Annotated in this window: 30 protein-coding genes and 1 pseudogene; 21 read left to right on the top strand and 10 right to left on the bottom strand. The window is 61.4% G+C overall.

Going from position 1 to position 26,361, the window contains the following annotated elements; translation table 11 throughout:
* Nucleotides 1-493: 493 nt before the first annotated feature.
* Nucleotides 494-901 (bottom strand): polymer-forming cytoskeletal protein, encoded by a 408-nt coding sequence (locus RS901_RS37055; RefSeq protein WP_316157812.1) that lies wholly within the window; start codon nucleotides 899-901, stop codon nucleotides 494-496.
* Between the two features lie 659 nt (nucleotides 902-1,560).
* Nucleotides 1,561-2,166, bottom strand: coding sequence for a hypothetical protein (locus tag RS901_RS37050; protein ID WP_316157811.1), 606 nt, complete (start codon nucleotides 2,164-2,166; stop codon nucleotides 1,561-1,563).
* A 636-nt stretch (nucleotides 2,167-2,802) separates the two neighbouring features.
* On the opposite strand from RS901_RS37050, the gene RS901_RS39060 reads away from it, so the two are divergent.
* The 6 genes from RS901_RS39060 (at nucleotide 2,803) to RS901_RS37025 (ending at nucleotide 9,257) form a co-directional block, all read left to right on the top strand.
* The gene (locus tag RS901_RS39060; protein ID WP_425476465.1) at nucleotides 2,803-3,126 is read left to right on the top strand and encodes a DUF7696 family protein; all 324 of its coding nucleotides are present in this window, start codon (nucleotides 2,803-2,805) and stop codon (nucleotides 3,124-3,126) included.
* A complete protein-coding gene (locus tag RS901_RS37045; RefSeq protein ID WP_316157810.1) occupies nucleotides 3,075-4,361 on the top strand; it encodes a hypothetical protein in 1,287 nt (428 codons plus the stop codon). The genes RS901_RS39060 and RS901_RS37045 overlap by 52 nt, the downstream gene beginning before the upstream one ends.
* Nucleotides 4,362-4,505: 144 nt before the next feature.
* The gene (locus RS901_RS37040) at nucleotides 4,506-5,921 is read left to right on the top strand and encodes a metallophosphatase family protein (protein WP_316157809.1); all 1,416 of its coding nucleotides are present in this window, start codon (nucleotides 4,506-4,508) and stop codon (nucleotides 5,919-5,921) included.
* A gap of 162 nt (nucleotides 5,922-6,083) precedes the next feature.
* Nucleotides 6,084-6,602: a hypothetical protein gene (locus RS901_RS37035; RefSeq protein WP_316157808.1), complete on the top strand. Its 519-nt coding sequence runs from the start codon at nucleotides 6,084-6,086 to the stop codon at nucleotides 6,600-6,602.
* Complete coding sequence (locus tag RS901_RS37030; protein ID WP_316157807.1) at nucleotides 6,590-8,914, top strand: SMC family ATPase; 2,325 nt, start codon at nucleotides 6,590-6,592, stop codon at nucleotides 8,912-8,914. Before RS901_RS37035 ends, RS901_RS37030 begins: the two co-directional genes overlap by 13 nt.
* A 67-nt stretch (nucleotides 8,915-8,981) precedes the next feature.
* The gene (locus RS901_RS37025) at nucleotides 8,982-9,257 is read left to right on the top strand and encodes a hypothetical protein (RefSeq protein WP_316157806.1); all 276 of its coding nucleotides are present in this window, start codon (nucleotides 8,982-8,984) and stop codon (nucleotides 9,255-9,257) included.
* A gap of 126 nt (nucleotides 9,258-9,383) precedes the next feature.
* Here the strand turns inward: RS901_RS37025 and RS901_RS37020 are convergent, their stop codons facing one another.
* The 4 genes from RS901_RS37020 to RS901_RS37005 form a co-directional block, all read right to left on the bottom strand.
* A complete protein-coding gene (locus tag RS901_RS37020; RefSeq protein WP_316157805.1) occupies nucleotides 9,384-9,815 on the bottom strand; it encodes an HU family DNA-binding protein in 432 nt (143 codons plus the stop codon).
* Nucleotides 9,816-9,924: 109 nt separating this feature from the next.
* The gene (locus RS901_RS37015) at nucleotides 9,925-10,854 is read right to left on the bottom strand and encodes a site-specific integrase (protein WP_316157804.1); all 930 of its coding nucleotides are present in this window, start codon (nucleotides 10,852-10,854) and stop codon (nucleotides 9,925-9,927) included.
* An 88-nt stretch (nucleotides 10,855-10,942) separates the two neighbouring features.
* Nucleotides 10,943-11,275 (bottom strand): hypothetical protein, encoded by a 333-nt coding sequence (locus tag RS901_RS37010; RefSeq protein ID WP_316157803.1) that lies wholly within the window; start codon nucleotides 11,273-11,275, stop codon nucleotides 10,943-10,945.
* A complete protein-coding gene (locus RS901_RS37005; RefSeq protein ID WP_316157802.1) occupies nucleotides 11,272-11,700 on the bottom strand; it encodes a hypothetical protein in 429 nt (142 codons plus the stop codon). The genes RS901_RS37010 and RS901_RS37005 overlap by 4 nt, the downstream gene beginning before the upstream one ends.
* A 169-nt stretch (nucleotides 11,701-11,869) precedes the next feature.
* On the opposite strand from RS901_RS37005, the gene RS901_RS37000 reads away from it, so the two are divergent.
* Both RS901_RS37000 and RS901_RS36995 read left to right on the top strand, forming a co-directional pair.
* On the top strand, nucleotides 11,870-12,211 hold the full coding sequence (locus tag RS901_RS37000; RefSeq protein WP_316157801.1) for a helix-turn-helix transcriptional regulator: 342 nt from the start codon (nucleotides 11,870-11,872) through the stop codon (nucleotides 12,209-12,211).
* Between the two features lie 3 nt (nucleotides 12,212-12,214).
* Nucleotides 12,215-13,516 carry a type II toxin-antitoxin system HipA family toxin gene (locus RS901_RS36995; protein WP_316157800.1) on the top strand — a complete coding sequence of 434 codons (1,302 nt, stop codon included), beginning with the start codon at nucleotides 12,215-12,217 and terminating at the stop codon, nucleotides 13,514-13,516.
* A gap of 13 nt (nucleotides 13,517-13,529) precedes the next feature.
* On the opposite strand, the gene RS901_RS36990 is transcribed toward RS901_RS36995, so the two are convergent.
* On the bottom strand, nucleotides 13,530-13,754 hold the full coding sequence (locus RS901_RS36990; RefSeq protein ID WP_316157799.1) for a hypothetical protein: 225 nt from the start codon (nucleotides 13,752-13,754) through the stop codon (nucleotides 13,530-13,532).
* 530 nt (nucleotides 13,755-14,284) lie between these two features.
* Here RS901_RS36990 and RS901_RS36985 point away from each other — a divergent pair.
* The 4 genes from RS901_RS36985 (at nucleotide 14,285) to RS901_RS36970 (ending at nucleotide 16,850) form a co-directional block, all read left to right on the top strand.
* On the top strand, nucleotides 14,285-14,644 hold the full coding sequence (locus RS901_RS36985) for a helix-turn-helix domain-containing protein (RefSeq protein WP_316157798.1): 360 nt from the start codon (nucleotides 14,285-14,287) through the stop codon (nucleotides 14,642-14,644).
* Between the two features lie 657 nt (nucleotides 14,645-15,301).
* Nucleotides 15,302-15,691 carry a helix-turn-helix transcriptional regulator gene (locus RS901_RS36980; RefSeq protein WP_316157797.1) on the top strand — a complete coding sequence of 130 codons (390 nt, stop codon included), beginning with the start codon at nucleotides 15,302-15,304 and terminating at the stop codon, nucleotides 15,689-15,691.
* 12 nt (nucleotides 15,692-15,703) lie between these two features.
* A complete protein-coding gene (locus RS901_RS36975; protein ID WP_316157796.1) occupies nucleotides 15,704-16,273 on the top strand; it encodes a hypothetical protein in 570 nt (189 codons plus the stop codon).
* A gap of 349 nt (nucleotides 16,274-16,622) precedes the next feature.
* On the top strand, nucleotides 16,623-16,850 hold the full coding sequence (locus RS901_RS36970; protein WP_316157795.1) for a hypothetical protein: 228 nt from the start codon (nucleotides 16,623-16,625) through the stop codon (nucleotides 16,848-16,850).
* Nucleotides 16,851-16,983: 133 nt separating this feature from the next.
* On the opposite strand, the gene RS901_RS36965 is transcribed toward RS901_RS36970, so the two are convergent.
* Nucleotides 16,984-18,213, bottom strand: coding sequence for an ISAzo13 family transposase (locus RS901_RS36965; protein WP_316149395.1), 1,230 nt, complete (start codon nucleotides 18,211-18,213; stop codon nucleotides 16,984-16,986).
* A 58-nt stretch (nucleotides 18,214-18,271) separates the two neighbouring features.
* Here RS901_RS36965 and RS901_RS36960 point away from each other — a divergent pair.
* Both RS901_RS36960 and RS901_RS36955 read left to right on the top strand, forming a co-directional pair.
* Nucleotides 18,272-18,583: pseudogene (locus RS901_RS36960) on the top strand (DUF6283 family protein); the annotation flags it as partial.
* Nucleotides 18,584-18,605: 22 nt separating this feature from the next.
* Entirely contained in the window at nucleotides 18,606-18,785 is a 180-nt protein-coding gene (locus RS901_RS36955; RefSeq protein ID WP_316157793.1) for a hypothetical protein, read from the top strand.
* A gap of 351 nt (nucleotides 18,786-19,136) precedes the next feature.
* Here the strand turns inward: RS901_RS36955 and RS901_RS36950 are convergent, their stop codons facing one another.
* Nucleotides 19,137-19,685: a plasmid pRiA4b ORF-3 family protein gene (locus RS901_RS36950; RefSeq protein ID WP_316157792.1), complete on the bottom strand. Its 549-nt coding sequence runs from the start codon at nucleotides 19,683-19,685 to the stop codon at nucleotides 19,137-19,139.
* Nucleotides 19,686-20,087: 402 nt separating this feature from the next.
* Between RS901_RS36950 and RS901_RS36945 the strand changes: the two genes are divergently transcribed.
* The 4 genes from RS901_RS36945 to RS901_RS36930 all read left to right on the top strand — a co-directional run bounded on the left by RS901_RS36945 (nucleotide 20,088) and on the right by RS901_RS36930 (nucleotide 22,608).
* Nucleotides 20,088-20,378: a nucleotidyltransferase family protein gene (locus tag RS901_RS36945; RefSeq protein WP_316157791.1), complete on the top strand. Its 291-nt coding sequence runs from the start codon at nucleotides 20,088-20,090 to the stop codon at nucleotides 20,376-20,378.
* Complete coding sequence (locus RS901_RS36940) at nucleotides 20,375-20,752, top strand: DUF86 domain-containing protein (protein ID WP_316157790.1); 378 nt, start codon at nucleotides 20,375-20,377, stop codon at nucleotides 20,750-20,752. Before RS901_RS36945 ends, RS901_RS36940 begins: the two co-directional genes overlap by 4 nt.
* A 627-nt stretch (nucleotides 20,753-21,379) precedes the next feature.
* The gene (locus tag RS901_RS36935; protein ID WP_316157789.1) at nucleotides 21,380-22,045 is read left to right on the top strand and encodes a helix-turn-helix transcriptional regulator; all 666 of its coding nucleotides are present in this window, start codon (nucleotides 21,380-21,382) and stop codon (nucleotides 22,043-22,045) included.
* On the top strand, nucleotides 22,042-22,608 hold the full coding sequence (locus tag RS901_RS36930; protein ID WP_316157788.1) for a DUF6036 family nucleotidyltransferase: 567 nt from the start codon (nucleotides 22,042-22,044) through the stop codon (nucleotides 22,606-22,608). Before RS901_RS36935 ends, RS901_RS36930 begins: the two co-directional genes overlap by 4 nt.
* A 654-nt stretch (nucleotides 22,609-23,262) precedes the next feature.
* On the opposite strand, the gene RS901_RS36925 is transcribed toward RS901_RS36930, so the two are convergent.
* Nucleotides 23,263-23,574: an H-NS histone family protein gene (locus tag RS901_RS36925; RefSeq protein WP_316157787.1), complete on the bottom strand. Its 312-nt coding sequence runs from the start codon at nucleotides 23,572-23,574 to the stop codon at nucleotides 23,263-23,265.
* Between the two features lie 773 nt (nucleotides 23,575-24,347).
* Here RS901_RS36925 and RS901_RS36920 point away from each other — a divergent pair.
* The 3 genes from RS901_RS36920 to RS901_RS36910 all read left to right on the top strand — a co-directional run bounded on the left by RS901_RS36920 (nucleotide 24,348) and on the right by RS901_RS36910 (nucleotide 26,325).
* Nucleotides 24,348-24,548 (top strand): hypothetical protein, encoded by a 201-nt coding sequence (locus tag RS901_RS36920; protein WP_316157786.1) that lies wholly within the window; start codon nucleotides 24,348-24,350, stop codon nucleotides 24,546-24,548.
* A 459-nt stretch (nucleotides 24,549-25,007) separates the two neighbouring features.
* Nucleotides 25,008-25,253, top strand: coding sequence for a hypothetical protein (locus RS901_RS36915; RefSeq protein WP_316157785.1), 246 nt, complete (start codon nucleotides 25,008-25,010; stop codon nucleotides 25,251-25,253).
* Nucleotides 25,254-25,950: 697 nt separating this feature from the next.
* Complete coding sequence (locus RS901_RS36910) at nucleotides 25,951-26,325, top strand: PHA-granule associated protein 4 (protein WP_316157784.1); 375 nt, start codon at nucleotides 25,951-25,953, stop codon at nucleotides 26,323-26,325.
* Nucleotides 26,326-26,361: the final 36 nt, after the last annotated feature.

Genomic DNA, 26,361 nt, shown 5'->3' with positions numbered 1-26,361 from the left:
TTCATATGACGAGTGGTTGGAGCAGCTGTCCGGTTGGGGCGTACCTAACCCGATGCCGCGCTCACTGGTGTTCGAAAGCGAAGACCTTCGCTTTACGCTGACTCATGGTTGGCGTTATGAAATCAGTCATCGGCCTCGCGGAGCCCGCGCATTTGAGTGTCTGATTCATGATCGCCAGTTATTCATAGCCATGGCTTCGCGAACAAGGAAACGTGGGCCCTGGATCTGCCCGATTGGACTACTCAGCCAGACAGACTTGCGGAGGATCGTCCTGATAGGCCTGTCAGAGCAGAGCGGCCGACAGATCTGGGCTCCCGAAGACACCCGCATTGAGCGTCGGTCCGGTTGGTAGAACATCGAAGGCGAGAGCGCCAAACAGGGAACAACGGCCATTCGGCAATGGGACTTGCCGGGGAAAGCTAACACTATTCTGCCGTGTTTTCCGGAATGGCCGTCCAACCGGTTGGACTGACAGCCATCCGGCGAGATCCCGTCAGGCAGTTTCCAGTCTGTCTTCAGGCTGGGCGGGCGAGGTGGGGACACCAGGCTCGGACGACAGTGCTGCTGGCTCCGGCAGTGCGGCACGGGTGACCTTACCCTCCAGAACCGCGTTCAGGCCCAGGCGGATCGACCCCGCGTAGGCAATGTCGCCCTTCACCCGCCCGTTGATCACGAGCGATTCACGGGCGGCGACTCCGCCCTCCACGGTCCCTTCGACGAGCACATGCTCGCCTTCCGCCCGTCCACGCACGACGGCGCCGGCGGCCACATGTAGGAGCCCGCGGGTCACGGTCATATTTCCTTCGATCAAGCCGCCGCAGGAAATGCCGTGGTCCGCGACGACGTCCCCATGGATGCAGATGCCATAGTTGAGCACGCTGATTGAGATCGGCTGTTCCATGTGACTCCTTTCAGAAGAGCTTGATGTCGCCAGCGTGCTGGGCTGCCGGCTTCTGCGCGGGGCTTCGATCCGGAGCGCCGGATGTCGCCTTGACACTGACTGGGGGCGTCGTCACGGCCGCCGGGCGGCGAGCGGGCGGTTGCGCCGTGGCCGGCGACGCGGAGGCCGGTTGCGGCTGAACCGAGCGTGGCTCATCCGGCCACTGGGCCAATCTCGGCGTGGCCGGAGTCGGGAGATCCGCAGTCAGATTTGCACCGGACGGGGCCTGTGATTGCGTGACTGGAGTGGCCGCATCTGGCGTAGCGGCCAATGTCGGTGTGTCAGCGGCCGTCTGACCGCCGGTGGCTACCGAGGAGTCCCGTTGGTCATTCGTCGTCGCGCCGCGAGACATCCAGGATGCGGCGCTCATGCCAATGGCTGCCGCCACGCCAAGTCCCCCAAACACCAGCAGAAGGCTGCGGCCTCTGCCTGCGAGCGCCTTCCATTGCGTGCGAGTAGCCGTGGCCGCCTCGCTCGGCGATGGCAGAGACAGCGGAACGCCAAGGCCCGCGCTGGCCGGCATATCAATCGTCAGTGGCTTGCGGATGTACTGCGCGTGCAGCTGTTGGATCTCTAGCAAATCCATAGTTGTCGTCCTTCAGAGCGTAATGGGATGCGGCCTATCGGCCGGGCGCGTTCAGGCGAGAGCCGTCTTCAGCGAACTGGTCGTTGTCCGGCATGCAGATCGCGTGGATCAGCGATAGGCGGCGCGAAGCATGCTCGATCGCGTTGCTTCGGTCGGCTGGCGAGATCGAGCGCGCCGCCATGGCGAACAGCGAAGACGTGAATATCCGGTCGTGCTGGTTCAGCAGTCGCACCAATCGACCTGCGAGGGGGTGCTTGATCTCAATGTCCTGTCGGTCGGTTACCAGCGGGAGATCGAGGCTGGGCCGGTGTTCCAGCCAACCCAGGGCCTTGGCGAAGCCATCTTCCGCCTCGCGAAACACCGAATCCAGCGCGCGGAGCTTGCCGCCACGCGCGACGGTGAACTTGGCCGCGCAAAAATTGAAGTCCCGCGCGACAAAATCCCGAACGAAGGTGGAACAGTAGATGACGACGGCGCGGGAGTCCGTCTCAGGCACGATCTTCGCGAGGCGGCCATCGCTGCCAAGGCGCAGGATAGGGCGCAAGCCGGCGGCTTTGCGGCGGGCTGCGTCATCGTTGCTGTTGTCGTTGCTGTTCTCGTCCGGACCCGGGACGCTCCCATCATAGTCAGGCGTGGCCATATCCATTTCGGCGTTTACTCTCTCGCCGCAAATTGTCAGCCAGGACCGCATGGACGCTTGCCGTAAAAGCTATACGAAATTCGCAAGCTTTTCGGGGTATGCAAATTGTGGCGTCGATGCATAATCCAATCACACCTCGCGTCTCCGACGCATCGACCTGACTCCACCGCGAGTCCACTGCATTTCTCAAGTCGTGCCCTCGAGCATGCGCCGACCGGTTGGCTACCGGTGTGGACATTCCATTGTGATGAGCAACTTCGCCGTCTGCTCCCCATCTATCATCCGTAATACGCGTCCTGCATCAGTGCTGCTTCCTGCATGCGCTGTGGACACCGTTCGAGCTCGGGACCATGTGGCGTCTCTCTCTTGGCCCCTCCTGGGCAGAACGGCCGTCGTCGGCTGATCCGTGAACCTGCGGCGAACCACGTGTTCTAAATGGGTTGAAGTGCAGCGTGACCCTGCTGCACGAGGACGACTTTACGTCCTCACGTAGAGCATGCGCATTGGCGCACAGCTCCCTGTTTGCCACGCCCCCGGAAGGGGCGTGGCAACGGGTTTTCCTGCGAACAAGCTCGCTTCCGCATTGCCGGAGCGGGCTTTTTTTGTTTGTAGGAACCCACGACACAGGAGCCGAGCATGCTGTCTGCCATCGACCAGAATTCCGAAATTCGTGCCGCGATTGCGGCCATGCTCGCCCGCCGGCGGTCCGACTATGTCGGCCAGCCCAGTGCGTGGCTCAGTTTGTGTGAGGCCGCCCATGTGGCCGGTCTAGCGGAGCCCGCCCGAGCGGCGTTCCTTTCCCAAGTAACGACCCAGCGCGGGGCCGACACAGCCCTGCGTCTTCGGGAGCATGCTGCGTCCATCCGCGTCGCCGTCGTTCAAGTCCTTGAACGCAGGAGAAGCGCACTATGCAACGAACCATTGGCTACACCGACTTCGGGCATCCCCGCAGTCTCATAGAAGAACGGCCCGCGCGGCCGCCCATCATTGGCAGGATCCGCCCGGGTATCAAGGTTCTCACCAAGGCCGCCAAGGCCAACCCGGAGGCGGTCAAGATCCACGACGCCATGCTCGCCCTCGGCGAGTCTTTCGAGGCGATCGGCAACGAGATCGAGCGCAAGACCAAGCTGCGCAACGCGCTGGTGCCCAAGAACACCGGCTGGTTCACCTGCCGGGCTTCGGACTTCACCAACCCGGCCACCGTCGACGAAATCCTCCAGAAGTATGGCGAGGATCGCGGCGATGGCCTGAAGCTGTGGCGCTTTCCGGTGGTCTTCGCCTTCGACGACTGGCTGGCAAATCTGCCCAACCAGTTGAAGGTGTGGGGTGCACGGGGCCTGCAGTATTTCTCGGAGTACGGCGCCGACGGCAAGCGGTACTGCAAGATGTACGCGGCGCCGGAAGTCGATCAGCGCGCCCAGCGCGCCAAACGCCTGTTTGGCGGCCGCACCATCATCCTGCGCCAAGACGACGCCATTCCCGATGGCGTCTGCGATCCGCATCACTGCCCGCAGTATCAGGAGCGCAAGTGCAATCTGAGCGCGAATTTCGTCTTCGCGATTCCGGAGATCAAGGGCCTCGGCCTGATCGAGCTGCCGACCAACTCCATCTATGTGTTGCAGAAGGCCCATGCCGCGATGCAGACGGTGGCGTTGGCGCGCGGTGGTCGCTTGGCGGGCCTGCATTTCTGGATATCCAAGAAGGCGGTCGAGATCACGCGCATCGGAGAGGACGGCCTGCCCATGCGGCAGGAACAGATGCTCACGATGCTGGATGCCGAGATCGACTTGGGCGCGCTGCTGGATGGCGCCGACCAGATGGCCCCGGCACTGGAAGCCGCTGGCCAGGCGGTCTCGCTGCTGGAAGGGACCTCGTCCGATGCTGGCGCGACAATGTCGATGCCGGTGATTGACGAGCCCGACGCGACGCCAATTCCTATGCCAATGGCGTACTCGGAGGATCCGGAGGACCGCGAAAGCAAACTCGCCGACCTTGCCGCTCGCCTGGGCATGTCGAACGGGCAGGAGCGGGTGGATTTGCTCACCTTCGCCCGCCTCTCATATGGCCCGGGCTGGACCAAGCGGCCCAATGATGTTGACAGCATGATCAGCGAGATGCAAACCGCGCTGGCCAACCCGTTGGCCTTCCGTGAGCAGGTGCGCGCCCAAGTGCGCGAAGCAACCCTGCCGGTCTGACGGCGCTGCAAGTTGAACGGCACATCGCGTGCCATTCACCCCGTCGCTCTTCTTCTATCTCAACCCTGTTCACCTGTGGCCCACGCGGGCCACGCTTTCCCTTGTGCGCCGTCTCGGCGCATTTCCCTTTTGGAAAATCACATCATGCTCAATCCCAGTGAGAGCCTGCTGTTGGCTCATTTTTCTGATCTGCATTACTCGACCGGGCATCTGGCCGAGGCGGACTGCTGCTTCGGCTTTGCCGTCGAACACGCAATCGCCGCGGGCAGCCGGGTTTGCGTCGTCTCCGGCGATTCGACTGACCATCGACTGGACGCCCACACGCCAGCGCTGCGCGTGCTGGCCGAGCGTATCCGTCAGCTCTCCGATCACATGCCGGTGGTGATGCTGCAGGGCACGTTCTCGCACGAGCCGCCCGGCACGCTGGACCTGTTTCGCCTCGTTGGCAGCCGGTATCCGGTCTATATCGCCGACCGCATCCACCAGGTCGCCCTGCACGAAGGCAGCTTCACCGCCTCGGCAGGTGCGCTCTTCACCCCCGTCGAGATCGAGGCGCTGCTGGACGACGGCATGCCGGAGGTGGTCTTCACCTGCGTGCCGACCGTGAACAAGGCGATGCTCGCCGCCGCCGTCGGGACATCCGATGCGGCGACTGCGGTAGGGGACCATCTGGCCGCCTATCTGCACGCGGCGGGCTCCGTCAACCGCTCGTTGCGCGCGCGCGGCATCCGCACGATGGGTATCTCACACGGTACTGTCAACGGTTGCCAGACGGAGCATGGCGTGCCGATGGCCGGATTCGATCATGAATTCACCATTGGAGCGCTATTCGACGCCGAATGCGACGGCTTCATGCTTGGCCATATCCACCGCGCCCAGCAATGGGATCGCGAGAGGCGGCTGGTGGCCTATCCGGGCTCGATCGGGCGTTTCCACTACGGCGAGATCGGTGACAAGACCTATCTGCAATGGCGCGTCGCGCCAGGGCAGGCAGAGACAACACCGGTCGTGACGCCGGCACGCGAAACGCTGTGCATCGACTTCGACGGGCCGCCCGACATGGCGAAGCTCACTCGCGTCGCCGCTGAGGCGGCCGACAAGTTCGTGCGCATCCGCTGGGTCGTGGACGAAGAGCACCGCCAAGTGATCGATCGCGACGCCATTGGCACCCTGTTTGCCGGGGCTGCCGAGGTCAAGCTGGAGGGGAGGGTGTTGCCCGCCGTGCGCAGCCGCGCCGAGGGTATCAGCCGTGCCGCCAGCCTGTCGGAGAAGATCACGCGCTGGGGCGAGTTGACGAAAGTCGACCCCAATCCGTTGCTGGATCGCCTGGCGATGCTCGATCAGGCGGAGCCGCAGGCCATCGCGGACCTCGTGCTGCAGCAGCTGGAAAGCGTAGGCGAGCCCCCACGGGTTGAGGTTGCAGCCGGGCCGCAGAAGCCCGTGGAACCGGTTGTGGCAGTCATGCCGGCACCAACCCCACCCGTCATGCTGAAACCCAGTGCACCGCCCACGCCGATGGACTGGCTCTCCGAAGACTTGTTTGCGGAAGTTGCCGCCTAACCTTTGAATCTGGCCGAAAGCCATGTTCCGAGAGCCCTCCGGGGCTGTCGAAACATCGTTTTACCCCGCGTCCCCAGGACGCATCGACCGTTGTTTCATCCCATTGACCCCAGACGGGTGCTTCCCGTCCGGGAATGCACTCCGTCCTCCCTGGAGTGCACCATGATGCTTTACCCTGCTGGCCCGGATTGGGCCCAAACCTTTGAAACCACCATCCCCGCGTCCGACCTGGCTGCTCGCCTGACGGATACGCACGGCTTCACCCGCAGCACCTTGTTCCAGCCGTTTGGGGCGGGGCGCGGCGCGGCGATTGCGCGGCGCGACCATTTGCTGGTCCTGGCAGTGCATGCCACCGACGACAAGCACTGGTACGAAGTGACGCCGTCGCTGGAATTGCAGAACCTGATCTGGTCGTTCTCCCACGGCTATGCCAGCCAGTGGAGCGCGCTGGAACTCAAGGCACTGTGCGGCTGCACGGCATGGCCGGACGTGATCGCGCTGGCCCGCCAGCAATTTGCGGCTGCCGTGCGCTCCATGGAGCGTGCGCTGAGCGGGTTGCCTGAGCAGGACGCGCCGGTGGCGGTACCGGACATGCCCATGTATCTGGGCAATGTGATGGCGCTGCCCGCCGACTACCTGACTTCCATGACTGGTGCGGAGGTGGTCGAATGCGCCCACTGAAACTGACCCTTTCGGGCTTTCATGGCGTGCGCGATGGCATGCGCCGTGACAGCGTGACGCTGGACCTGACGCACCTGCCGCCCGGCCTGGTTGCACTAGTTGGCCCCAACGGCGCGGGCAAGACCACGCTGATGGACAACCTGCACCCGTATCCGATCATGCCGAGCCATGCCTCGAAAATGTCCGCGGATGCGTTCTCCTACTGGGATCATCTCTGTGGCACCCGTGGCGAAAAGGATCTGGAATGGGAGCACGCCGGCAAGCGGTACCGTTCGGCGTTCGCATTCCGCAATCCGGGCAAGAGCCGCAAGGCCGAGTACTACCTGTTCGAGAAGGGAGCCGCGGGCGACTGGGTGCCAGTGCAATTGCCGGACGGCACGTTGTCGGACGGCAAGGCTGATACGTACAACCGCTGCATCGAGGCGGTGCTGGGGTCGCCGGAAGCGTTCTTTACCAGCGTGTTTTCCGCGCAGAACCGCCGCCCCATTGCCAGCTACCAGGCCGGCGAAATCAAGCGGCTACTTGCCGAACTGCTCGGTATCGACCACCTGCGCGAGCTGTCGGCCAAGGCCGGTGAGGTGGCCAAGGGGCTGGGCCGGCATCTGGATACCCTGCAGCGCGACCTAATTGGCTTGTCCGCTCAGCGTGAACGGGCCGGGCAGTTGAACCGAGAAATCGGTCTGACTGACCAGGCGCTGGCCGCCGCGCGGCGAGATCGCGATGCGGAAGCGGCCAACGGCGCGAAGCTCCTCCAGGAGCGCGCGACGCTGGCCGCGAAGCAAAGTGCAAGCGCCGCGACCGAGGCGCGTCTGCGTGAACTCAGGCAACGGGAGACCGAACTGGGGACGCGTCGACGCCAACTGGAGGCCGATCAGCGTGCTGCCGTTACCCGTACCGCCACACGGCGCCGGGAGCTGGGGCAGCTGGTGGCCAGTCGCAGGATCACCCTGGCCGAAGGGCCGGCGATTCTGGCAGCCGCCGAGCAGCGCGACGCCTTGCAGATGGCCATTGGCCAGAGGCAGGGCGAGTTTGCCACGCTGCAGCAAGCCGTGACTGCGTTGGAAGCGCAGCGTGCCCAGTATGCGGCGCTCTCCACCGAGTTGCAGGGGCTGGAAGCCCGTGGCAAGTCGGCGGCGCAGTTTGCAGGCTCGCTCAAAGCCCAGGCCGACGTCATCGACACGGTGCCTTGCCGGGCCGATCCCATGCACAACACCTGCCCCTTGCTCGCGCAAGCGCGCGAGGCCAAAGGCAAGCTCGGCGAGCAGGTTATCGCAGTGCGGGATCTGCGCGCGAGCTACCAGGCCAAGCAGCTGGCGATAAAGCCGATGGCGGATGCGCTGGCGGTGCTGCCCGGTCAACGCGCGGCACTGGCGGCCCTGCAGGCGGCGCTGACGCGTGACCAGCAGGAGTTGCAGCGCCTCACGGCGCTCGCGGCCCGAAAGCCCATGCTGGACGTGGCGCAGGAAGGCCTCGCGCAGGCGGAGCGTGATGTCGTCGCCCTGGCTGAGGAGGAGGCTGCCGGCAATGCGCGTCATGCGCGGGACGTCGCGGAAACGGACGCGCAGTTGTCTGCCGTGCAGCGGGAGCTGTCGGGGCTGGCCACCGAGGACGTGACCGGCATGCTGTCTACCTTGGACCTGCGCATCCGCCAAAGCCGCGAGGCGGTGGTGGCGCTGGATGCCCGGATCGAGGTATTGATCCGCCAGCAAACCAGCCTGGCGACTGAGCGCGAGGGCGTCGAGACGGTGCTGGCCGGCCTGCCTGCAGTACAGGGCAAGGCCGACCGGCTCTCCGACGAGATCGCGCAGTGGAAGCTGTTGGCCAAGGCGTTGGGCAACGACGGCGTCATCGCGTTGTCCATCGATGACGCAGGGCCTGCGCTCACGCGGATCGTCAATGAGCTGCTGCTTGCCTGCTATGGACCGCGATTCACCATCGCGATCCAGACGCAGACGACGTTGGCAAACGGCGAGAAGCGAGAGGGGTTCGAGATCGCCGTCAATGATGGGGAAAACGACTCCAGGAAAGATTTCGCCGTGATGTCCGGGGGGCAAAAAATCTGGATCAATGAGTGCCTGACCCGTGGAATAGCACTCTACCGGGCGCAGGACACGGGGCAGTCTTTCCAGACACTGTTCACCGACGAAGCCGACGGCCCGTTGGATCCCGAGCGCAAGCGCGCGTTCATGCGCATGAAGCGCGAGGTGCTGCGCCAAGGCGGGTATGAGCGAGAGTTCTTTATCTCGCACACGCCTGACCTGGTCGACGAAGCCGATGGCGTCATCGACGTCGCAGCGCTAGCCGCCGCGTAACCAACTCTCTTTTATTCTCAAACTGAGGCCTGTTCCCGTAAGGGGCAGGCCTACTTTCATCCCGACCATGACCACTACCTATATCTCTCCTGAGCAGGCGGCCAAGCTGTTGCCGCGCGGCAAGAAGGTGCACACGTTCTTCAAAGTCTTCGGCTGGATGGGCGCCGACGTGGACCGCGCCAAGGTGTTGGCGGCTTTCGAGTCGGCCCGGCGGGTCGAAGTCTCGCCCGATGCGGCGTGCTTTGATCATCAGCTGGCCGTGCAGTTGGACGGAATGCGCACCTACATTGCTACCAACCAGAAGGCACTGCACAAGCTGGTTCCGCAAGCGGTGCCCGCATGAGCACCTGTCGCCTGTTGGACTGGCTGCGTGGCGGCAGGTAGTAACGCAGCAGCATTCGCTGTAACTTGATGCAAAAAGGCCCGACATCTTGCGATGTCGGGCCTTTTCCGTTTGCGCTTTCGGCGATTACAGTGCAGCGTCCTTCAGCTTCTTCATCACACGCCCCTTCACCTTGACGCTGGCCGGCTTTGCCGCAAACCATTGCTCCTGACCGGTGAACGGGTTCTTGCCAAAGCGCTTCTTGGTGGCCGGGACCTGGATGGCCTGAACCTTGAACAGACCTGGGAGGGTGAACTCGCCGGCGCCCTTCTTGTGAATCGCGCTCACCATGGTGTTCTCAAGATGGGTGAGCACCGTTTGCACCGTCTTTTTGTCCAGTTCAGTCTGCTCGACCAGGTGTGCCAGCAGGGTGGACTTGTTGAAGGTGTCCTTCAGGGGCTTGGCGACGGGGGCAGCGGCGGCAGCTTTCTTGGCCGGAGCGGCCTTCTTTGCCGGGGCTGCCTTCTTCGCAGCGGTCTTCGTTGCAGTCTTTGCTACAGGTTTTGCTTTCGTGGCCATAGTCGTGTCTGGTTGAAAGTGCACGCCTGCAGGCCGGATTTAGCGTGCAGCGCACCGCCGAAGCATAGCAAATGCGGCCATCTCTGCAAGGCCCGTAAACACTTGCTTTTCACCCGTTGCTGCGCGGCCGCAACGCTTCGTTCTGCGGAATTGTGGCTGCGATGCGGTCACAGGTGCGATTGCTGACAAGACCGAGCATCTTGCTGACTTCGTCGCGCGAGCGGCCAGCCAGCAGCTGGCGCCTGCAGAGCGTATTGCGCAGCGTGCGCGGGCTCATCTCGACGTCTGTGGCACCGATGGCGTCGAGGATCTCGGACACGATGCGGCCGAAGCTCATGTCGGTGATCGGTTGGCCGTTGGGGCGCAGGGTAAAGAGTCGATCGCCCTCGATCGGCAGTGTCTTTCGGCACGTCAGCCAATCATGCAGGAGTGGCACGGCAAAGTCAGAAAGATGCACGGTGCGCGCGTCTCGCGGTTTATGTGCTCGGACGAGAAGGTAGGGCGGTGCTGCGTCGGGGTGGAGATCGCCCATGCGGGCCGAACGAGCCTCGGCCGCGGTGATGCCTGTCCCGAGAAAGGTGGCCACGATGGCACGGCTGCGCAGGCTGGCCAGGTCATCGACTGGCGATCCGAGGTAGACCTGTAGCCGCTGGTCGGAGGCCGCATCCAGGTATTGCGGCGTGGGCTCCTCGTCTGGCCAGCGCTCCGACGTTAGCAGGCTCGCAGCGGGGTTGTGCTCGCGCACGCCGGCGAAGACCAGGTGCCGGCACAGCCGATCCAGTAGCTTCACGTACCGCATGCGGGTGGCCTGGGAGTAGGTGCTCGCCTCGGGAGTGCGCCAAAACGCCTCGATGTCGTCGGCGCCAAAGGCAATGACCGATGTGCCCCTGGCCAACAGATGGCGCCGGAAGTGCTCGAACATCGCCTGGTGCTGCACGATGGAACGCACGGAGAAGGGCCGCTGGTCAGCGCCGGCCGCCTCGCGGGCCTGCCAGTCGCGGTAGGCAAGGGTGGCATTTGAGAGCCAGAGGGTAACCATTCCAGTCATGCCATTGTTATATACTGAATTTGGCTTTCCCCCAACAGCCTGCCGCCTCGCAGAGGCGGATAGGCTTGCAGAAGAGGGGTCAGAAGCGAGGCCGCCCATGGAGGTTGCGCCGCGCCGTCAGGCGAGCACGCGTGCGTGCATAGCGCGGGTAGCGCCCGTCGAGAATCTCCGTGATCTCGCGCAAGCGGCGCTCTTGCGAGAAGCAACAAGCAAGCAGGCACTCCGCGGCGCAGAAGCGCAGGATTTCTTGGAGGAGGGCGTAGCGCATCTCGTCCGGGAAGTTCAGATTGCCTGCCTTGGCCCAAGCACGGAAGCCGGCATGGGTCAGCGCGAGCAGCGCTCCCGGCGTGCCGTGGAATGGCTGGAACAGAGTCTTCGCCTCTTGCTGCAGCGTTCGGTCGAAGTCGGTCATGCAACCACCTGGGTCAGCGGGTGTTGATCGTTCACGCTGACCCATCGCGCAGAAATCTTCGCGCGGGCACGAACAATCTCCTCAACCTCCACATCGGCCGTCGGGCCGCTCGGACCCGCGAAGAGAGCGAGCACGCGCGCCTTCAAGGCAGGGCGGCAGGGGGTGGCGCGATAGGCGAGGCTGGTGATGGCCCCCATTTCGACGCAGCCATAGCGGCGATAGAGCGGCGTGTCATTGGGGTACTCGCCGAACGGTTCGATGAAAGGCGACCCGAGGCCGTCCAGGAATGCGCTGAGTTGGGATCGCTGTGTACCGATGCCACCCTTGGTTTCCTCCACCAATGGTGGCGAATCACTGACGCCGGCCGACTGAAGTCCAGCGCGCAGGCGGAACTGCCGGCTTTCAACACGGCGTATGCGCCACAATCCTCTTATCGCTCATATGCGGGCGAAAAAACAACTTAATCGCTTACCTGTGAGCGGTATCGTGCCTCGGCGGTTGACGCATGCTCTTTCGGGCTCAATAATAGAGGCTCGAGCATCCAAAGCCGTAATCGCTCACATGGAACACTCTAACATTAATAAGCGCTCATACATGAGTGCTAAAAAGGACGTCACCCTGCCGACACCGGTGACTCGTGCGCTGGTGAAGCTCGGTCACGACCTGTCGCTGGCCCGCCGCCGGCGGATGCTGACGCAGGAGTCCATGGCTGAACGCATCCAGACATCCGTGGCCACGCTGCGCAGGCTGGAGAAAGGCGACCCTCGCATCCCCATCGGCACCATTGCGCAGGCCTTCTTCGTCCTGGGTGAGCTGAACAAAATCACCGGCATGCTCGACACGGCCTCCGACGACATTGGGCTGACACTCATGAACGAGCAGCTGCCGCAGCGCGTGCGCGGGAAAAACCGCAAACCCCCTTCGGGAGCCCTCTGACCCATGGCTCTGACTCAGAAGAAAGTGGGTGTCGCACTAGGCCAGGGTGCCATACCCCTCGGCGAGCTCGCCTACACCAAGGACGGACGGCGCGAACATTCGACGTTCGCCTACGCTGCCACCTGGCTGTCCAACGCGGCGAAGTTTGCTATCTCCCCGGACCTCTCCCTCGTAGACGGAAATCAGTTTCGCAAGGCGCCCTCCAAAGAGGACTCCATCTTCCACTTCGCATTCGCGGACACCGAGCCGGACGGCTGGGGCTGCCGGGTCATCGCGCGCGACCATGCCAAGCGTCGTAAAGCCGCGCAGCAGGACGGCAAGCCCGTGCCGAATGCTGAGCTCAGCGAGATGGACTACCTGCTCGGCGTCGATGATATGAGTCGAATCGGCGCTATCCGGCTCCTGGACCCGGACACCCAGGCTTTCCTCCGCGTCATCGAAGACGGCGCGCGCGGCACACCGCCCTTGCTCGAGCTCGCGCATCTGATGGCTGCGTCGCGCGCGGTGGAGATGAACAAGGAAACCGAGGCCGACCTGCGATACCTTCGCGGCCGCGGCACCTCGGTCGGTGGCATGCGACCGAAATGCACGGTCGTCGACGAAGACGGGCACCTGGCCATCGGCAAGTTCCCCAGCGTGAAGGATGACCGCAGTGTGACCCGTGGGGAAGTCCTCGCGCTGCACCTGGCAGCAGCAGCCGGCATCTCCGTCGCCGACTCGCGCATCGTGATGTCTGAGGACACTCCTGTCGCGCTCATTCGCCGGTTCGACCGGGTCGAAGGCGGCGGTCGGATTCCCTACCTGTCTGCGGGCTCGATGATGCAGGCTTCCAGGCAGGAGGACCACGCCTACACGCAGATTGCGGACACCATCATCGCTAACAGCGTTAACCCGGGCCAGGACCTCGAAGAGCTGTGGCGCCGGCTCGCCTTCAATCTGCTCATCACGAACGTCGACGACCACGTGCAGAACCATGGCTTCCTGCATGTCGCGCACGGCCAGTGGCGCCTGGCACCCGCCTTCGATATCAATCCGTTCCCGGACAAGGACCAGGAACTGAAGCTGTGGCTCGATGAGGCCTATGGCCCTGTCGATTCCATTGAGGCGGTGGTCAGCGTGGCGGGCTATTTTCGACTGGATGCCGCAGCGGTCCAGCGCGTGCTGGGCGAAATTTGTACCGCCATTGGCAGTTGGGCAACCGTAGCAATATCGGCAGCGGTTGGCATGTCAGGCCATGACCTGGAAGACTTTGCGCCTGCTTTCGAGAACGAGCAGATGCGCATCGCCAAGACACTTTTGAAGTAGCAAATAGCGGCTATCAGCTCGGCCCGTCGCCCAGGCTGTCCTGGCCACTCGAGCGCTGCGCGCTACACCGCTTCCGCAATACCGCGCCACCGGCTTTGTCACGTTGACCAGTGCATAGCGTAAGAACTATCACGGCCATCGGTTCCCGGCGGCGGTCATCAGCCAAGCGGTACGCTGGTACTTTCGCTTTCAACTGAGCCTGCGCGATATCGAAGAATTGCTGTTCGTCCATCAGCATGGCGCCGAACTCGACATCTTGCTGCAGAAGCGCCCGGAACAAGGCGCTGCGAAACGGTTCTTCAAGCGTGTGCTGGCAGCTTGTCTTGCTTGGTGTGCAAGCAGGTGTCCGCCGGGCGTCAGGTGTGGTGCGAGCATGTCGGCAGCAGTCAAAGGCGCTCGTCCCAATCACACGGTTGCCGCCAGCGCTGAAGCCGCATGTCAAGGTAAGCAGCTGCGGCATCAAGCTGCAGGCCAGCCAGTCTAGGTGGGACCGGGCGAATCTCCGTTTGGGTCTGGGCCGACCGAATTATCGGATCGACCAGTCGTCCGGGGTGTGCCTGTCAGCGGTGTTGTACATGCCTTGTGCACTGTCTTCGCATTACGATGCTTCTGGGGGGAGCCGCCGATGGGAGCCGACAGCTTAGCCCTGCCAGTAGAGAGGCGCCAGCCCCGCAGCGTTCTCGACCAGGCGGATCGTGTTCGCATGCGACCGTCATCCGGCTCCAAGTATAATTTCACCATAGTGAAAGAAACCAGAGGCCCGCCTTCATGCGGGCTTCCCTTCCGCACGGAACGTGCCTCATGCCACGACCACTCCCGGATCCGACACCGCCCTCGCGCGCAACCATTCGTACCATTCTGCAACTGGGTGACCGCATTCGCGCCACCCGAGCAGGGGAAGGAATGCCCATTGACCAGGCAGCAAGGGGTTGCGGTGTGTCTGTGGGCATGCTGTCCAAGCTCGAGAACGGCAAGGGCGTCAATCTTGAGCAGGTCCTGCGTGTGCTGGACGGTTTGGGTTTGACGATGTTGGTCGTTCCGAAGGTGCATGGCCCTTGGCTCGAGCAGGCCGCTGCCCATGCGGCCAAGCGCGGCGACGAGGCAGCATGGGAACCCCACCATGAATAGGGGCTGGATGGATAGCGGACCGCAGTCGGCGGGCTGGGTGCCGCGCCTCTGAGCTCCGAGGGATATTCACGTTCTTGTTCGCCAAGAAGGACCGGGACAATTACTGGAGATTTGCCGTGTCTGCTAAACGATTCAAGAGCGACGCCTTCGAGGCAATCCACAGCGCTGCTTCCGGTCTTCGCAAGTCGAATGGGATCGACACGAAGACGATGCGGGAATATGAAGATCTTTGTCTAGCAGAACCCTCTCACTTTGAGGTCAAGGACATCGTGCTAATTCGCAAAGCTCTGACAATGAGAACGCCGACTGAGCGACGGTAATCTCTTCTGTCCGCAAGGATGGTGCCGGCCTTCGGCAGATCCGGGCCAGCGGCTGACCGATGCATGCGCGAAGACGTGGGGCTGCAGGACAGGTACGGCGCCCTGACGCTTTCGCCGCCTCCCGAGGTGCAGTCTTTATTGCCGAAGTGACGACACGTGCCTTCGTGGAGGTCGTGTTGGACTCGACGCTTTTTGTGTTTGTGATGCCAAATTGGCTGGAAGCGTGAGCTTTACCGCCCTGCAGAGGCTTTTACCGGCCAGGTCTCTAAAATCGAGCATAAATCAGCGACTGCTCGATTTTACGAGCATATCGATAGCTATGAGCTGCTCGTCTATAATGTTCGTGAAATCGAGCAATACATCTTTTGCGAGCGATTTTTCGAACATGAAAGTTTCCCAGTCCTCTGTCCTCTCTCCACCGCTCGCTCAGCAAGCCGCCGAAGTCGGCAGGTTGCTGGCCCGGCTACGTCAGGCTCGCCACATCAAGCAAGCCGATGCTGCCGTACGCGCGGGGCTTTCTCGCAACACGGCCTATCGAATCGAGAAGGGGGATCCAGGCCTCGCATTCGGCCAGATGCTCCGCTATCTGGACGCTATCTCTCCAGGGGCAACCTTCGCGAGCCTTCTGGCGGAGACCGATCCCGCACTCAAGGCGCTGCAGTCGCGTGAAGCAACTCGGCGCGTCCGGGATCTGTCCGCCTCAGAGCTCCAGAGCCTCGACTTCTGACGACTTACTCCGATGGCAAAAGACCAGCAGCTGATGATCTTCGCCTACCTGGGCGAAGCCTGGGCGCCGTGTGGCCAACTCACCATGACGGAGGAGGGCGCGGCGCTGCTGGCCTCGAGCTTTGCCTACGGCCTCCGATATCTGGATCGTCCGGATGCGATCGAAGTTGACCCCGTGAGCCTCGGCATCCACGGAGAGCCGGTGAAGGGCCGGCGCCTGCTGCCCGTGAACGCGCTGACGGGCTTCGGTGGTATACGCGACGCGGCGCCGGATTCGTGGGGGCGCCGGGTGATTGAAGCCAAGCTCAAGGTGCCGGCGAACAGCCTGCCGGAGTCGCAGTACCTGCTGCATGCGGGTAGCGATCGCGTGGGTGCACTGGACATTCGCTCGGCGTGCCCTTCGAGCACCATGGTCGGCTGTGGGCCGCTCATAGCGCGGTCGGCGACAGCGCTCTATGGCCTCGATGGGTTGTCTCGGACGTTGTGTCAGGCGCGAAGCTACCCGGCGTGGCGAAGGCAATCCCGACGCCGCGCTCGATGTGATCGGCATAAGCAGGCTCAAGAAGGCCGTTGCCAAAATTAAGCGCCGTGGCACTACCAGTTTGAGCCAGTGCGGCGGTACATACAAAGCGAAGCAAAGCAGTTCTCGGCTCAGTGCCTGAACCAAGGGAAGAGGCTTATGGCAACGTTACTGGAATGTCTTCGCTCACTTGATAGTGACCTAGTCATAAAGGACCTGTCGGCGGTCAGAGATCCTGTATGCACTGTTGCGGAGCACATTGCACGCTTGAGCCACGACCAGACAGGCTATGAGGTTCGTAGATCCACGAGGAACTACGGCCGCACCGAATTAATTGAGGTCGGTTTGCTTGGAGGTTGGACACTCTATCGACAGGCTTAACGCCGAGGAACGTCTGGGAACGATAAAAAACATGAGCAAGCGCATCTGGAATCTTAAATACGTGGTCGGCAATCCTACGATGTTCACCAAGGTGACGAGCGATGCGGATAATCCAAAAACCCGGGCAGACGCTTTGGCAGACGCGTCAAAAGTCGCTCTAAACGGCTGGCGCGTATGGGTAGAGCATGCCGAAACCGGTGTGCGAATTTTCGAGAGCGAGGCTGAGCTGGCCCACACTGATGCTGCCATTCGGCGATGAAACGCAACGCACCTGCGATTACGCGTATCCGAGCGGCTGGCTCGGATCACCAAGTTGTCACAGTCGAGGGCGGCAAGGGTAGCTACCGCCGGGAACCGTGTCCTAAGGATCCTAGCAAAAATAACTTGAACAATTACGTCTTGCGACGAGATGTTCGAGGTTTGATGCGGTAGTTCCACTCGCCATGAAATTCGTCGCGCTCAATGGCCACGGCAGCGAGTTCGGCGTCGCTGACCTTGATACCTGCGTCGTACATGTTCTCGTCCAGTTCCGCACGCACTTTCAGCCCTTCAGCGGTACTCACGCTGCCGATGAGGTTCACTACCACCTGACGCGTCAACAGCGGTCGGCCGCGCCAGTTGTTCGTGATATGGCAGAACAGGCGATGCTCGATCTTGTTCCACTTGCTCGTACCCGGCGGAAAGTGGCACACCTGCACAGCGAAACCGAGTTCGTCGGCCAGTCGCTGCAACTGCACCCGCCACAGCCGCACACGATACCCGTTGCTGCCACCGCAGTCGGCGGTGACCAGCAGTCGCCTGGCTTTCGGATACAACGGACGGCCCATCTCCAGCCACCAGCGACGGATGCTTTGAACCGCGAACTCGGCGGTGTCGTGGTTGATGCCCACGCTGACCCAGCCCTCGTTGGCCGTCACATCATAGACGCCATACGGGGCAACCTTGCCCAGTTCATCGTCGATGAAATCGTGCACACGCGCCTGCTCGGGTTGGCCCTTGGGCTGCCATTCGCGGCCAGCGTTCTTGAAATCGCCGATCAGCTCCTTCTTTTTCGTGTCCACCGAGATGACCGGCTGACGCTGGCGCTGATACTGCGCCACCTTGTCGGCGATGTAGTGGAACTGCGCGTCGCGGTCGGGGTGCTGCGCGCCTTCGCGTGTCTTGCGCACCGATTGCAAGCTGTAGCCCGTCTGCGTCAGCAGATCGCAGATCGTGCGCTGACTCACGCGATGCCCCAGCCGGTTGAGCTCTTCGGCCAGACGGGTGGTGCTCTTGCACGTCCATCGTAGTGCTGACATCGGGTCACCCCGGCTGGTCGGCTCCACCAGTGCATCCAGGTGCTCCAACAACCTCGCATCGAGCTCAGTTAGCCTCTTGCGCCCGCCTCCCGGGGCACGAATGCGCTTGGCCGTCATGTCCCGCGTCGCTCCACCGGCCGCTTCGAGTTCGGCCAGTCCCGCATAGATCGTGGTGCGCGAGATGCCTATCGCTTTGGCCACCAGACTCACGCCCCCACGCCCCAGGCTGCGCGCTTCGGCGGCGGCCCATAGGCGCAACGTCGCCTCATCAAGGCGCGCCTGCAGGGCCCGAAACTTCGCTTCGACTGCCTCGCTGATATCCATGTGCGCATCGTATAGACGCGAGGACAACTGTTCAAGTTATTTTTGCTAGGGTCCTAAGTGCCCGTGGCGGGTGGACGCAGTGGGCGCATTTCCGGCTGAGGCGTTTCGGCACTCGGCGGAGACGTCTTACGATATGGCGTCGCACACGTTTGCTTGCCACGAATCCGGCGCGCACAGGCCGGCAATGTGTGCCGGATTCCTGCTACGCGGTGCTAACCACAACTTGTCAGTGCGGCTCAAGCTTATCCAGGGAGACCACTTCGAGGACGTCACCGACGGTGGTCACCAGTTGCACGAGAGCTATCGCGCAATGGCGGTCGCAAACGGCGTAGCGCCAGATGATCCCGTGCTGGCACCGTGCCGGGACTAAATCGATAACGGAGAAAGAATACATGGCACAAAGTCTTGATGCATTCATCGCGGAACTCCGCGGCGACGTAGAGCGATTCGAGCAAGCTTACCGAACGCGCATGGCTGAGAAGCCTGATCAGTATCCGGTAACGTTGCCGGATGGGCAGGAGGGGCTATGGTTCGAGTTTTTCATGGATTTTGTGACGAACCACGCGATTTGACATAGAAAAGCATGGACCAAGGAATCTGCACATCAACTGCTCTCGGCATCGCTTCCTGCAGGCGTTGAAGCAATCGCCGGGGAAGACGGCGCGATGATCGTTCGGTATCGCGACAGCACAGAGGTTACCGTAAAGCGCAGCTTTCTTTCGTGGATGGGAGATCCGACGTTTGAGCTATGGCTTCCTCGTGACGAACGGACGGGTATGAGCAATATGATGCCGAAGCTGACAAAGCTCGAAGTCATCGAGCATCTTTGCAGGATGGCTGAGATCGCCAACCGTGCGTCGTAGAGAGGTGGCGCCGCTCTTCACGTCAGCAGAGCATGGGGCCCGCCCAATCAACCGCATCCCTTATCGCAGGGTACGCAAACTGGCATTGACTGCATTCACGTCGAATCCCGCCGGGTCGAATATCCCACCGACCCAGGTTCGGTAGTCGCTGTGCTGGCGATGTTCCGGATCCGCCAAGGCTTGCAGAAACTCAGCATAGCCGGCGATGCTACCCACGTCTTCTGGTGGGCAGGCGTTCTCTCCGGCCAAGCAAATCGGAAGGGTGAAACACAGGTCTGGTGCGCCCAGCGCCTCGACCACGAGACGATGCCGCCAGTTGTCCCCGAAATCGTAGCGATATTGGAACTGGGTGGCAGAGCCAAGCGCCTTATCCAGCCGCACGGCCTTTTCGGACCGAGTGTGGTCGTCCGGAAACTCGTCGTCCAGCACACCGTATGCCGTGCCGCCAAAGTCGAACAGATGGAGGTGACTGTCTTCCCAGCCCATCACCGTCTGGATGATCTTGTGCAGCTTGGGCAGTTGCACATGCGCGGGCACCACAAACCTTCGCCAGACGAGGGGTGTCACGTCCAGCAGTTCGATGCGCAGGGTGGCGGCAGGCTTCAGCATGGACGGCAATCGGGAAACGGTTCAGGAGCATCTCAAACATTGTATCGGACGGCGCACGCGCTACGTCCCAGACGACATTCACCGTGGTAAAAGCATGCACGATGTGGGGGCGACCATCCCGCCCGGGCCGTCTCGGGCAGGCCTGCGCGTACCGCAGCCACCAAGTCGGCGCGGGTTTCTCACGATCGGCAGGGCTGACTACAATGTGATGATCAATTCATGCCCTGGCAGTTTCGGGCTGTCGCCGCTATGGTTCCCAATGCGACAAGACGGCGTGCGGAGGGAGGGCAATGTCGCTGCCGGTGTCGGTGACCGCGTTGAGGCTGACAGCCACGGGAGCGCTGAGTGCGCGTCGGCAAGACAAGCGAGATAAAATAGACGCACCTAAAGGAGTCACGCAGCATGAAACCGTCTCTTGCGCTCGCATCGCATCGGGAGGCCATTCGGCGCGTCGTGTCGGCGCACCGGGCCAGCAATCCGCGCGTCTTTGGTTCGGTCGTTCATGGCGATGACACTGAGGGCAGCGATTTGGACCTCCTCATTGATCCGACGCCAGACACGACGTTGTTCGACATCGGCGCGATCCGCCACGAACTGCTTCAGTTGCTGGGGGTGCCCGTCGATGTGCTGACGCCAAAGGCCTTACCAGAAAAGTTCCGCGCCACCGTGCTGGCCGAAGCGGTGCCGGTATGAGTCGAGATCAGCAGCGCCTGACCGATTATCTGGCGCACATTCTTGAAGCGATCGAACGCATTGGGCGGTACACGGAAGACTTGGACGCGATAGCGTTCCTGGGCAACGAGATGGCGCAGGACGCGGTGATTCGCAACCTCGAGATCATTGGGGAAGCCAGCCACAATATCGAAGGGCACTATCCCGACTTTGCGGCAGCCCATCCCGAGCTGCCCCTTGCCTTCGCCTATCAAATGCGCAACGCCGTGGCGCACGGGTATTTCAAGGTGGATCTGGAGATTGTCTGGAAGACCTTGCGGCATGACCTGCCCGGTCTGTATCAGCAAGTGCAAGCGGTGCAACAGGCGCTGGCGCAAGGCGGGGCAGCGACGTGAGGTCTAGCCCGATCGGTGGTGGCGGCTGAGGGACCGGCGGGTTCAGCGCATGCCGCTTCCTGCCAAAAGTGATTCATACATCGCTTTCGCATAAAAAGATTTATGTTGAATTGTTGTGGCGTATAACAAACGACTAGGCGCTAGGATAAGCCGCATCAGCCGGCCTTGGGAGCCAGTGCTGCGGTTGCCCAGTGGTCGGGCGGTCAGGCTATCCCATGGCGCCTGTGTGGGGCGAAGTCACGTAGCCCCATACACGAAAAGATGCGTAAGAAGCACCTACTGCCTTGCGCATCAAATGACCGTCAAATAGAAGTGTCTTTCCTAACTGGCTAAGTTTATTAGGATTTCTATCGTTCGTAAGCATCCGAGTAACCGGAGAGAAGCAAGTCATCAAATGGACTATGCGCCACACGGCACATATTCATGTGCTTGCGGGCCGGCACTTCTGGCGACGGCGCCTCTCCAAAGCCTGTCGCGAGCCACCGTTCACCCAACCGACTGCGGATCGAAAACTGCGTCGGCGCGCGGTCGCCGGGCCAAGCCTCCATTTACCTGCGCGAACGGAATGCGATTCATCTGTTCAGTATACTGGTCGAATATGCATTTTTTGCCTAGAATACTGGACATATGCCAGCCTTTACTGATACCACCTCAGTCCTAGAGCGTCACTTGCTTCTGCAACTCGGCGACCGCATCAAACGCCTGCGGAAGGCGCAGGACATCAGCACGGTCGAGATGGCCAAGCGCGTTGGCATCTCCCGGACGACCCTCGCTGCCGTTGAGGCAGGCGACCCCGCGCCGACGATGGGCACATACCTGCGCGTCATGTCCGTCCTGGGCGTTGCCGGTGACCTCGCCCTGTTGGTCAGCGACACTTTCCAGCCGCCGCCAGCGAATTCTGCGGCCGCTTCGTCCAAGCGTGCCAGACCGCAGGTGCAGGTTATGGTCAGGACTGATCCAGGCCGCCATGAGGCTCAGGATTTACAAAGCATGGCGCTCCACAAGGAGGCGATTCGCATGATTCATGAAGACCCTGCGCTACTGGACCGGGCACAAGAGGTCCTCAGGCGATGGCGCTCGCAGGGAGACTCACGGTCTGATTCACTCTGGTCCGAGTGGGAAACAATTCTTGCGAACCGGTCGTGGCGCAAAGCGCTTGGCCGGACTCGCCATTCTCAAGAGCTTCGCCAGGCCTCTCCCCTGCCGACGGTTCTACCAGAAGCCCTTCGGCATGACGTGCTTGCACAGATCCAGGCGTTGAAGAAAGGCGTTGTCCTCGGGGACCAGGAATGAATCGGGAAAATTTGGAACACATCATTCGGGCGGCGGCCGACATCACAAACGAGTACGAGTTCGTTGTCGTTGGCAGCCAATCGATCCTAGGGCCGATCCCCAATCCGCCGGCGGTCTTCACGATGTCCGCGGAGGCCGACATCTACCCGCTCAATGCCACCGACAAGGCGGATGCAATTGATGCGGCTATCGGAGAAGGCTCGCGCTTTCATGAGACGTATGGTTACTACGCGCAGGGCGTCGGGCCAGAAACTGCATGCCTCCCAGCCGGATGGCAAAGCCGCTTGCAGCGCATCCAGACGGCGGGCACGAATGGGCGGGTTGGCTATTGCTTGGACGTCGTTGACCTCTTTATGGCGAAGGCGGCAGCGGATCGCGACAAGGACCGCGTCTTCTGTATGGCCCTAATTCAGCACGGCTATGTTTTGCCGCGCACAGCGATCAGCCGCGTCGACGACATGCCGATAGAAAGAGCTGCACAGGGACGGCTGCGTGCACGCATCAAGCGCTGGATGAAGGCCTTGCGGGACCAAGGTCATGCGGTTCCCGCTGACGACGCCTAGATCTGCTTTCAGTAGACGCCCCAACTCTCGCTGTGGCCCTGGACGTTCGCGGGCTCTCACTTATCGGGTTGAGAGCTTTTTTTTGGGACGCCATGGCGTGCACGACGCGCGGCGGCACTTGCGCCGCGGGACGGCGGCGCGGACAACGAACGCGAGCAGCGCGCGACGGCTGCCCGATTTCTTCGTGGACGTTCGACGGGCTCTCTCCTTACCGGCTTGAGAGCTTTTTTTATGCTTGGTCTAGGCACGCTCGCTGATTGCTTACCAACCAGGTTTCAGGACTAAACGCTCATCTTTGCGGATGATATCGACTTCTTCGTCAATGATGGCTAAAAGCTCGGGCAGGCTCCGGAGAAGCCCTGACGCATATTCTTGCGCATTCTGCGCTCGCTGGCCGAACGAACGAGTTCATAACTGTCCCCGACTTTTGCGAAAGACGGATGACTCTCCGCTCCGTGCTGGGCGGTAGCCGCAGCCAATAAGAATACCCATTCCGGATTCCCTGCTCTGTACGTTCGCGGGGAATCAGGTATGGCCGGGCGAGCATGATGTCGGCGTGAATCGCTTCAAAGGACATGGCGCATGTGCTCAGAAAAGAAAGACCCCTGCATGCAGGGGTCGTAATCGATGCTGACGTGACTTGCGAAGGCTGGCTTACGCCTCTTCCTGGATCAGGAACTTGTTGGGGTTCCTGCCAAGCCAGGCCGGTTTGCGGCCGCGACCAGACCACGTCATGCCAGTCTTCGGGTCCCGATACTTCGGCGGCAGTGCCGATTTCGCCTTGCCTGCGCCACTCCCGGCAGGACGGCCACGACGGCGCTTGGCAATGTCTTCGACAGTCAGCCCGTATTCTGCCATCAGGGTCTGAATCTGTTCGATGACCGATGAAACTTCATTGGCACGTACCTCTTCCAGATGCGCTTCCAGAGCGGCCTTCTGAGCCATCAGTTCTTTGTAAGTTGCCATTTGCTGTTTTCCTTTCCGGTCGAGGGATGCAGATGGAAGCTAGTTTATAGGCATTTTCCCCTCTGGCATACGATAACTTCTGCCATATCGGCACATGAACAGTGAGAAAGCTCGCCTGAAGGCTCTGAATCATCACCAAAGGCACTTAGATCGGCAGGCTGTCACCCCGTCGTGCAATTGTCCGTAACTTTTGAACCGGAGTTCGACTTCGGTCTGATATCGTATCCCTTGTTCGACAAAAAGCGGACAGCGATCAAACTAGGTAAGCCCTGGATTCATACGATCTGTTGGAGGGAAAGATATGCAGGACATCCTCATTCTCACCGGCGGCGGCTTATTACTTGCTGCGATCATTTTTCCTGGCCTCAAGCGCCGACGAAGAAAATAAACGATGCGAAGAGTGTGGCTGGGCAAGCGCCCTTGCACCGGCTCGCCAGCTGCGCCGCAACGCGCCCGGCTCCCGGCCACGTTATCTTGATTAAGGGTTTCATAAGCACCTGGGGTTGCGATTCGTGAAAGGAGGAGCTCGAAACCACGTTGCGACTCACAGAGTGCGCCTCAGACGCGATCCAAAATCATCCGCGTGATGGGATCGCTGCGCCGCAGCAGAGACATAGCTTGATTCGTCGAGCAAAACGGCTTACTTTCAATGGTCGGTGTGCGCTTTCGCGCGTCCTCGCACCGATGCCCCACTGCCTTTCCAACTTCCGCCGTGGAACATATCCACGGACCAGCGGTCGTAGTTCCCTTTTGATCCTGACAAAGAGGCCGACATGCTAAGTCCACACGAAATCGCCGCACTACTGCTGCTTGGCGATGCGCACGAGATCGACGACCTCGAGCCCGAGCAATTGGATACGTTGTTGGTACACAAACTGGTCACGATGGAACATGGTCATGACAGCGGCAATGCCTATCCGCGCCTGACCCCTCAGGGACATTCCGTTCTCGACGCGGTGCGCCGCATCCGATAAGCCATCGGTCAGCGAGCAGACGGACCGCGAAAGCCGCGGCATCCTCCTTTGGATTTTTAGGCGAGCGCAGACCTGCCTGCCTACCGTACCCACCAGCGCACGGCGGACACTAGACGTGTTCCAGATGACTGGCGCCATCAGTCAATGCTTCAGCCCTATGACGCGCCGGAATCGGCTGCGCTACGCACGGTTTTTCGCCTAGAAAACTGGCATTGATTGGACTACCCTGCTATTCGTCTCGACACTGAGACAGCGTGAGCGTTTGGTCGCGTTGCCACCAATCCTGGTATGCACATTGGGATGCCTGGCGGCTTGGATCTGGAGCATTCACTTCCTGCCGGCACCGCGAACCGATAGAGACTAACAATAGCCACGCTCGACTGTTCCATTTGCTGTGGGGGTATGGTGACTCCTCATGATCTGGGAGCCAGAAGTGGCTGTTGACTATCACCGGGCGAAATGGACTACCTTGATCTGGAATTGGATTCGCGTCTACAAGGCCAGGCGCGGCTGTTTGGTATCGAATCACCGCTGGAAGTCGGCGTAGTCGAGTGGAAGGGACATGCGTTTTATCATGTCAGTGGCGTGAATGGTGGCGGGCAACGTGTCTTGATCGAGGTCTTCAGGGTCAATGCTCTCGGGAAGCTGGAAGCCGTATTGGTGTTCCAGTATCCGCCACCTATCCGCGATCTCTACCGAAATTAGCGCGAAGTTACTTGCATGGCGGGCTTACCTGAGTGGGCCTGACATTGCACCGGTGCAGTGCGCGGACGAGACGACCAGTGCCGGATGCTGGAGCGGACGCCGCCGAAATCTGAGGCAAGAATTCCCTGCCCTTCAGCACGAATCACCCATACTGGAAAAATCTTCTCCCCGTCCGTGTTTTTCGGAGCCGCTGATCCGTCATGACGTGGACGACACAAAGGAGCGAAGACCGACATGCCTACCTATGAAGAAGGACGGCTAGCGGCGCTTGCAGTGAGGTTAGCGCTTTCCACGGGACTCCCATCGACCAGTGCCCAGGCCGCACTTGAACTCGCGAGCCGCATGATTGACGACCTGGAACCAGCTGCCGCCGTCAAGAAAATGCCTGGCGCATCATCGATGCCGGTCTGCCAGCCCAACGACACTCGGAAGCGATTCGGCGCGAAGCCCTTGTAGCGCCGGCTCAGCTTGCGTCCCGGCGTCGACACAGGGCACGCCATCCTGTCAGGGTCGGAAATCGCCATCTCAGGTCGATGTGACATCCGGCTTCCGCAAGTTCATGAACTCAGTCCATATAGTCCTGGTGCCGGTGCAAGGCCCAGCCAGGAAGGCTGTTCGCCCATTACAATGTTGCTATGCAATAGGATGGGGGGAGATGCGGAGAATAGCCGCACGCCCGACAGCAACGGAGGAGGCAATGGCAACAGCTCTGGCTGGGACCAAAGCGGAAGCGCTCAAGCTCCTGGAAACAGCGGGGGTAACGGTCGTGGATCTGGACTATGAGTCCGGTTGGCAAGACGCGATCGAACTTGGCCGGCTGGGCGACAAGCGTGGTGTACGGATCCAGTATCGAGGCCATGAGAGTATTGCCGTCCGCTCGCCGGCGGCGCTCCTGGCCGGACTCAGTCGTCCGAAGTTGACGTTCCGTCAGCGCAATCTTTACTGCCAATTTGAGTTCAGCAGTCTGGAGGCGGCTGAGTTGGAGCGGCTGGAAATAAAGGCAGCGAAGCTCGGCGATTACGTCCTCGCGGGACACCTGATCAGGGAAGTCGATGCGGTGTGGGACGAGTAAGAGACCGATGGCAGTGGAGCGAGACGGCAGACGACG

It is taken from the genome of Cupriavidus sp. BIC8F (assembly GCF_032465815.1).
Taxonomy (GTDB): domain Bacteria; phylum Pseudomonadota; class Gammaproteobacteria; order Burkholderiales; family Burkholderiaceae; genus Cupriavidus; species Cupriavidus necator.
The sequence above is the reverse complement of the archived record's forward strand: the minus strand, read 5'-3'. Positions and strand labels throughout refer to the sequence as shown.

Bases quoted from the DNA above. Each gene is read 5' to 3' on its own strand.
- RS901_RS37055 (WP_316157812.1), bottom strand. From the start codon at position 901: ATGGAACAGCCGATCTCAATCAGCGTGCTCAACTATGGCATCTGCATC.
- RS901_RS37050 (WP_316157811.1), bottom strand. From the start codon at position 2,166: ATGGCCACGCCTGACTATGATGGGAGCGTCCCGGGTCCGGACGAGAAC.
- RS901_RS39060 (WP_425476465.1), top strand. From the start codon at position 2,803: ATGCTGTCTGCCATCGACCAGAATTCCGAAATTCGTGCCGCGATTGCG.
- RS901_RS37045 (WP_316157810.1), top strand. From the start codon at position 3,075: ATGCAACGAACCATTGGCTACACCGACTTCGGGCATCCCCGCAGTCTC.
- RS901_RS37040 (WP_316157809.1), top strand. From the start codon at position 4,506: ATGCTCAATCCCAGTGAGAGCCTGCTGTTGGCTCATTTTTCTGATCTG.
- RS901_RS37035 (WP_316157808.1), top strand. From the start codon at position 6,084: ATGATGCTTTACCCTGCTGGCCCGGATTGGGCCCAAACCTTTGAAACC.
- RS901_RS37030 (WP_316157807.1), top strand. From the start codon at position 6,590: ATGCGCCCACTGAAACTGACCCTTTCGGGCTTTCATGGCGTGCGCGAT.
- RS901_RS37025 (WP_316157806.1), top strand. From the start codon at position 8,982: ATGACCACTACCTATATCTCTCCTGAGCAGGCGGCCAAGCTGTTGCCG.
- RS901_RS37020 (WP_316157805.1), bottom strand. From the start codon at position 9,815: ATGGCCACGAAAGCAAAACCTGTAGCAAAGACTGCAACGAAGACCGCT.
- RS901_RS37015 (WP_316157804.1), bottom strand. From the start codon at position 10,854: ATGGTTACCCTCTGGCTCTCAAATGCCACCCTTGCCTACCGCGACTGG.
- RS901_RS37010 (WP_316157803.1), bottom strand. From the start codon at position 11,275: ATGACCGACTTCGACCGAACGCTGCAGCAAGAGGCGAAGACTCTGTTC.
- RS901_RS37000 (WP_316157801.1), top strand. From the start codon at position 11,870: ATGAGTGCTAAAAAGGACGTCACCCTGCCGACACCGGTGACTCGTGCG.
- RS901_RS36995 (WP_316157800.1), top strand. From the start codon at position 12,215: ATGGCTCTGACTCAGAAGAAAGTGGGTGTCGCACTAGGCCAGGGTGCC.
- RS901_RS36990 (WP_316157799.1), bottom strand. From the start codon at position 13,754: ATGCTGATGGACGAACAGCAATTCTTCGATATCGCGCAGGCTCAGTTG.
- RS901_RS36985 (WP_316157798.1), top strand. From the start codon at position 14,285: ATGCGGGCTTCCCTTCCGCACGGAACGTGCCTCATGCCACGACCACTC.
- RS901_RS36980 (WP_316157797.1), top strand. From the start codon at position 15,302: ATGTTCGTGAAATCGAGCAATACATCTTTTGCGAGCGATTTTTCGAAC.
- RS901_RS36975 (WP_316157796.1), top strand. From the start codon at position 15,704: ATGGCAAAAGACCAGCAGCTGATGATCTTCGCCTACCTGGGCGAAGCC.
- RS901_RS36970 (WP_316157795.1), top strand. From the start codon at position 16,623: ATGAGCAAGCGCATCTGGAATCTTAAATACGTGGTCGGCAATCCTACG.
- RS901_RS36965 (WP_316149395.1), bottom strand. From the start codon at position 18,213: ATGGATATCAGCGAGGCAGTCGAAGCGAAGTTTCGGGCCCTGCAGGCG.
- RS901_RS36955 (WP_316157793.1), top strand. From the start codon at position 18,606: ATGGCACAAAGTCTTGATGCATTCATCGCGGAACTCCGCGGCGACGTA.
- RS901_RS36950 (WP_316157792.1), bottom strand. From the start codon at position 19,685: ATGCTGAAGCCTGCCGCCACCCTGCGCATCGAACTGCTGGACGTGACA.
- RS901_RS36945 (WP_316157791.1), top strand. From the start codon at position 20,088: ATGAAACCGTCTCTTGCGCTCGCATCGCATCGGGAGGCCATTCGGCGC.
- RS901_RS36940 (WP_316157790.1), top strand. From the start codon at position 20,375: ATGAGTCGAGATCAGCAGCGCCTGACCGATTATCTGGCGCACATTCTT.
- RS901_RS36935 (WP_316157789.1), top strand. From the start codon at position 21,380: ATGCCAGCCTTTACTGATACCACCTCAGTCCTAGAGCGTCACTTGCTT.
- RS901_RS36930 (WP_316157788.1), top strand. From the start codon at position 22,042: ATGAATCGGGAAAATTTGGAACACATCATTCGGGCGGCGGCCGACATC.
- RS901_RS36925 (WP_316157787.1), bottom strand. From the start codon at position 23,574: ATGGCAACTTACAAAGAACTGATGGCTCAGAAGGCCGCTCTGGAAGCG.
- RS901_RS36920 (WP_316157786.1), top strand. From the start codon at position 24,348: ATGCTAAGTCCACACGAAATCGCCGCACTACTGCTGCTTGGCGATGCG.
- RS901_RS36915 (WP_316157785.1), top strand. From the start codon at position 25,008: ATGGACTACCTTGATCTGGAATTGGATTCGCGTCTACAAGGCCAGGCG.
- RS901_RS36910 (WP_316157784.1), top strand. From the start codon at position 25,951: ATGGCAACAGCTCTGGCTGGGACCAAAGCGGAAGCGCTCAAGCTCCTG.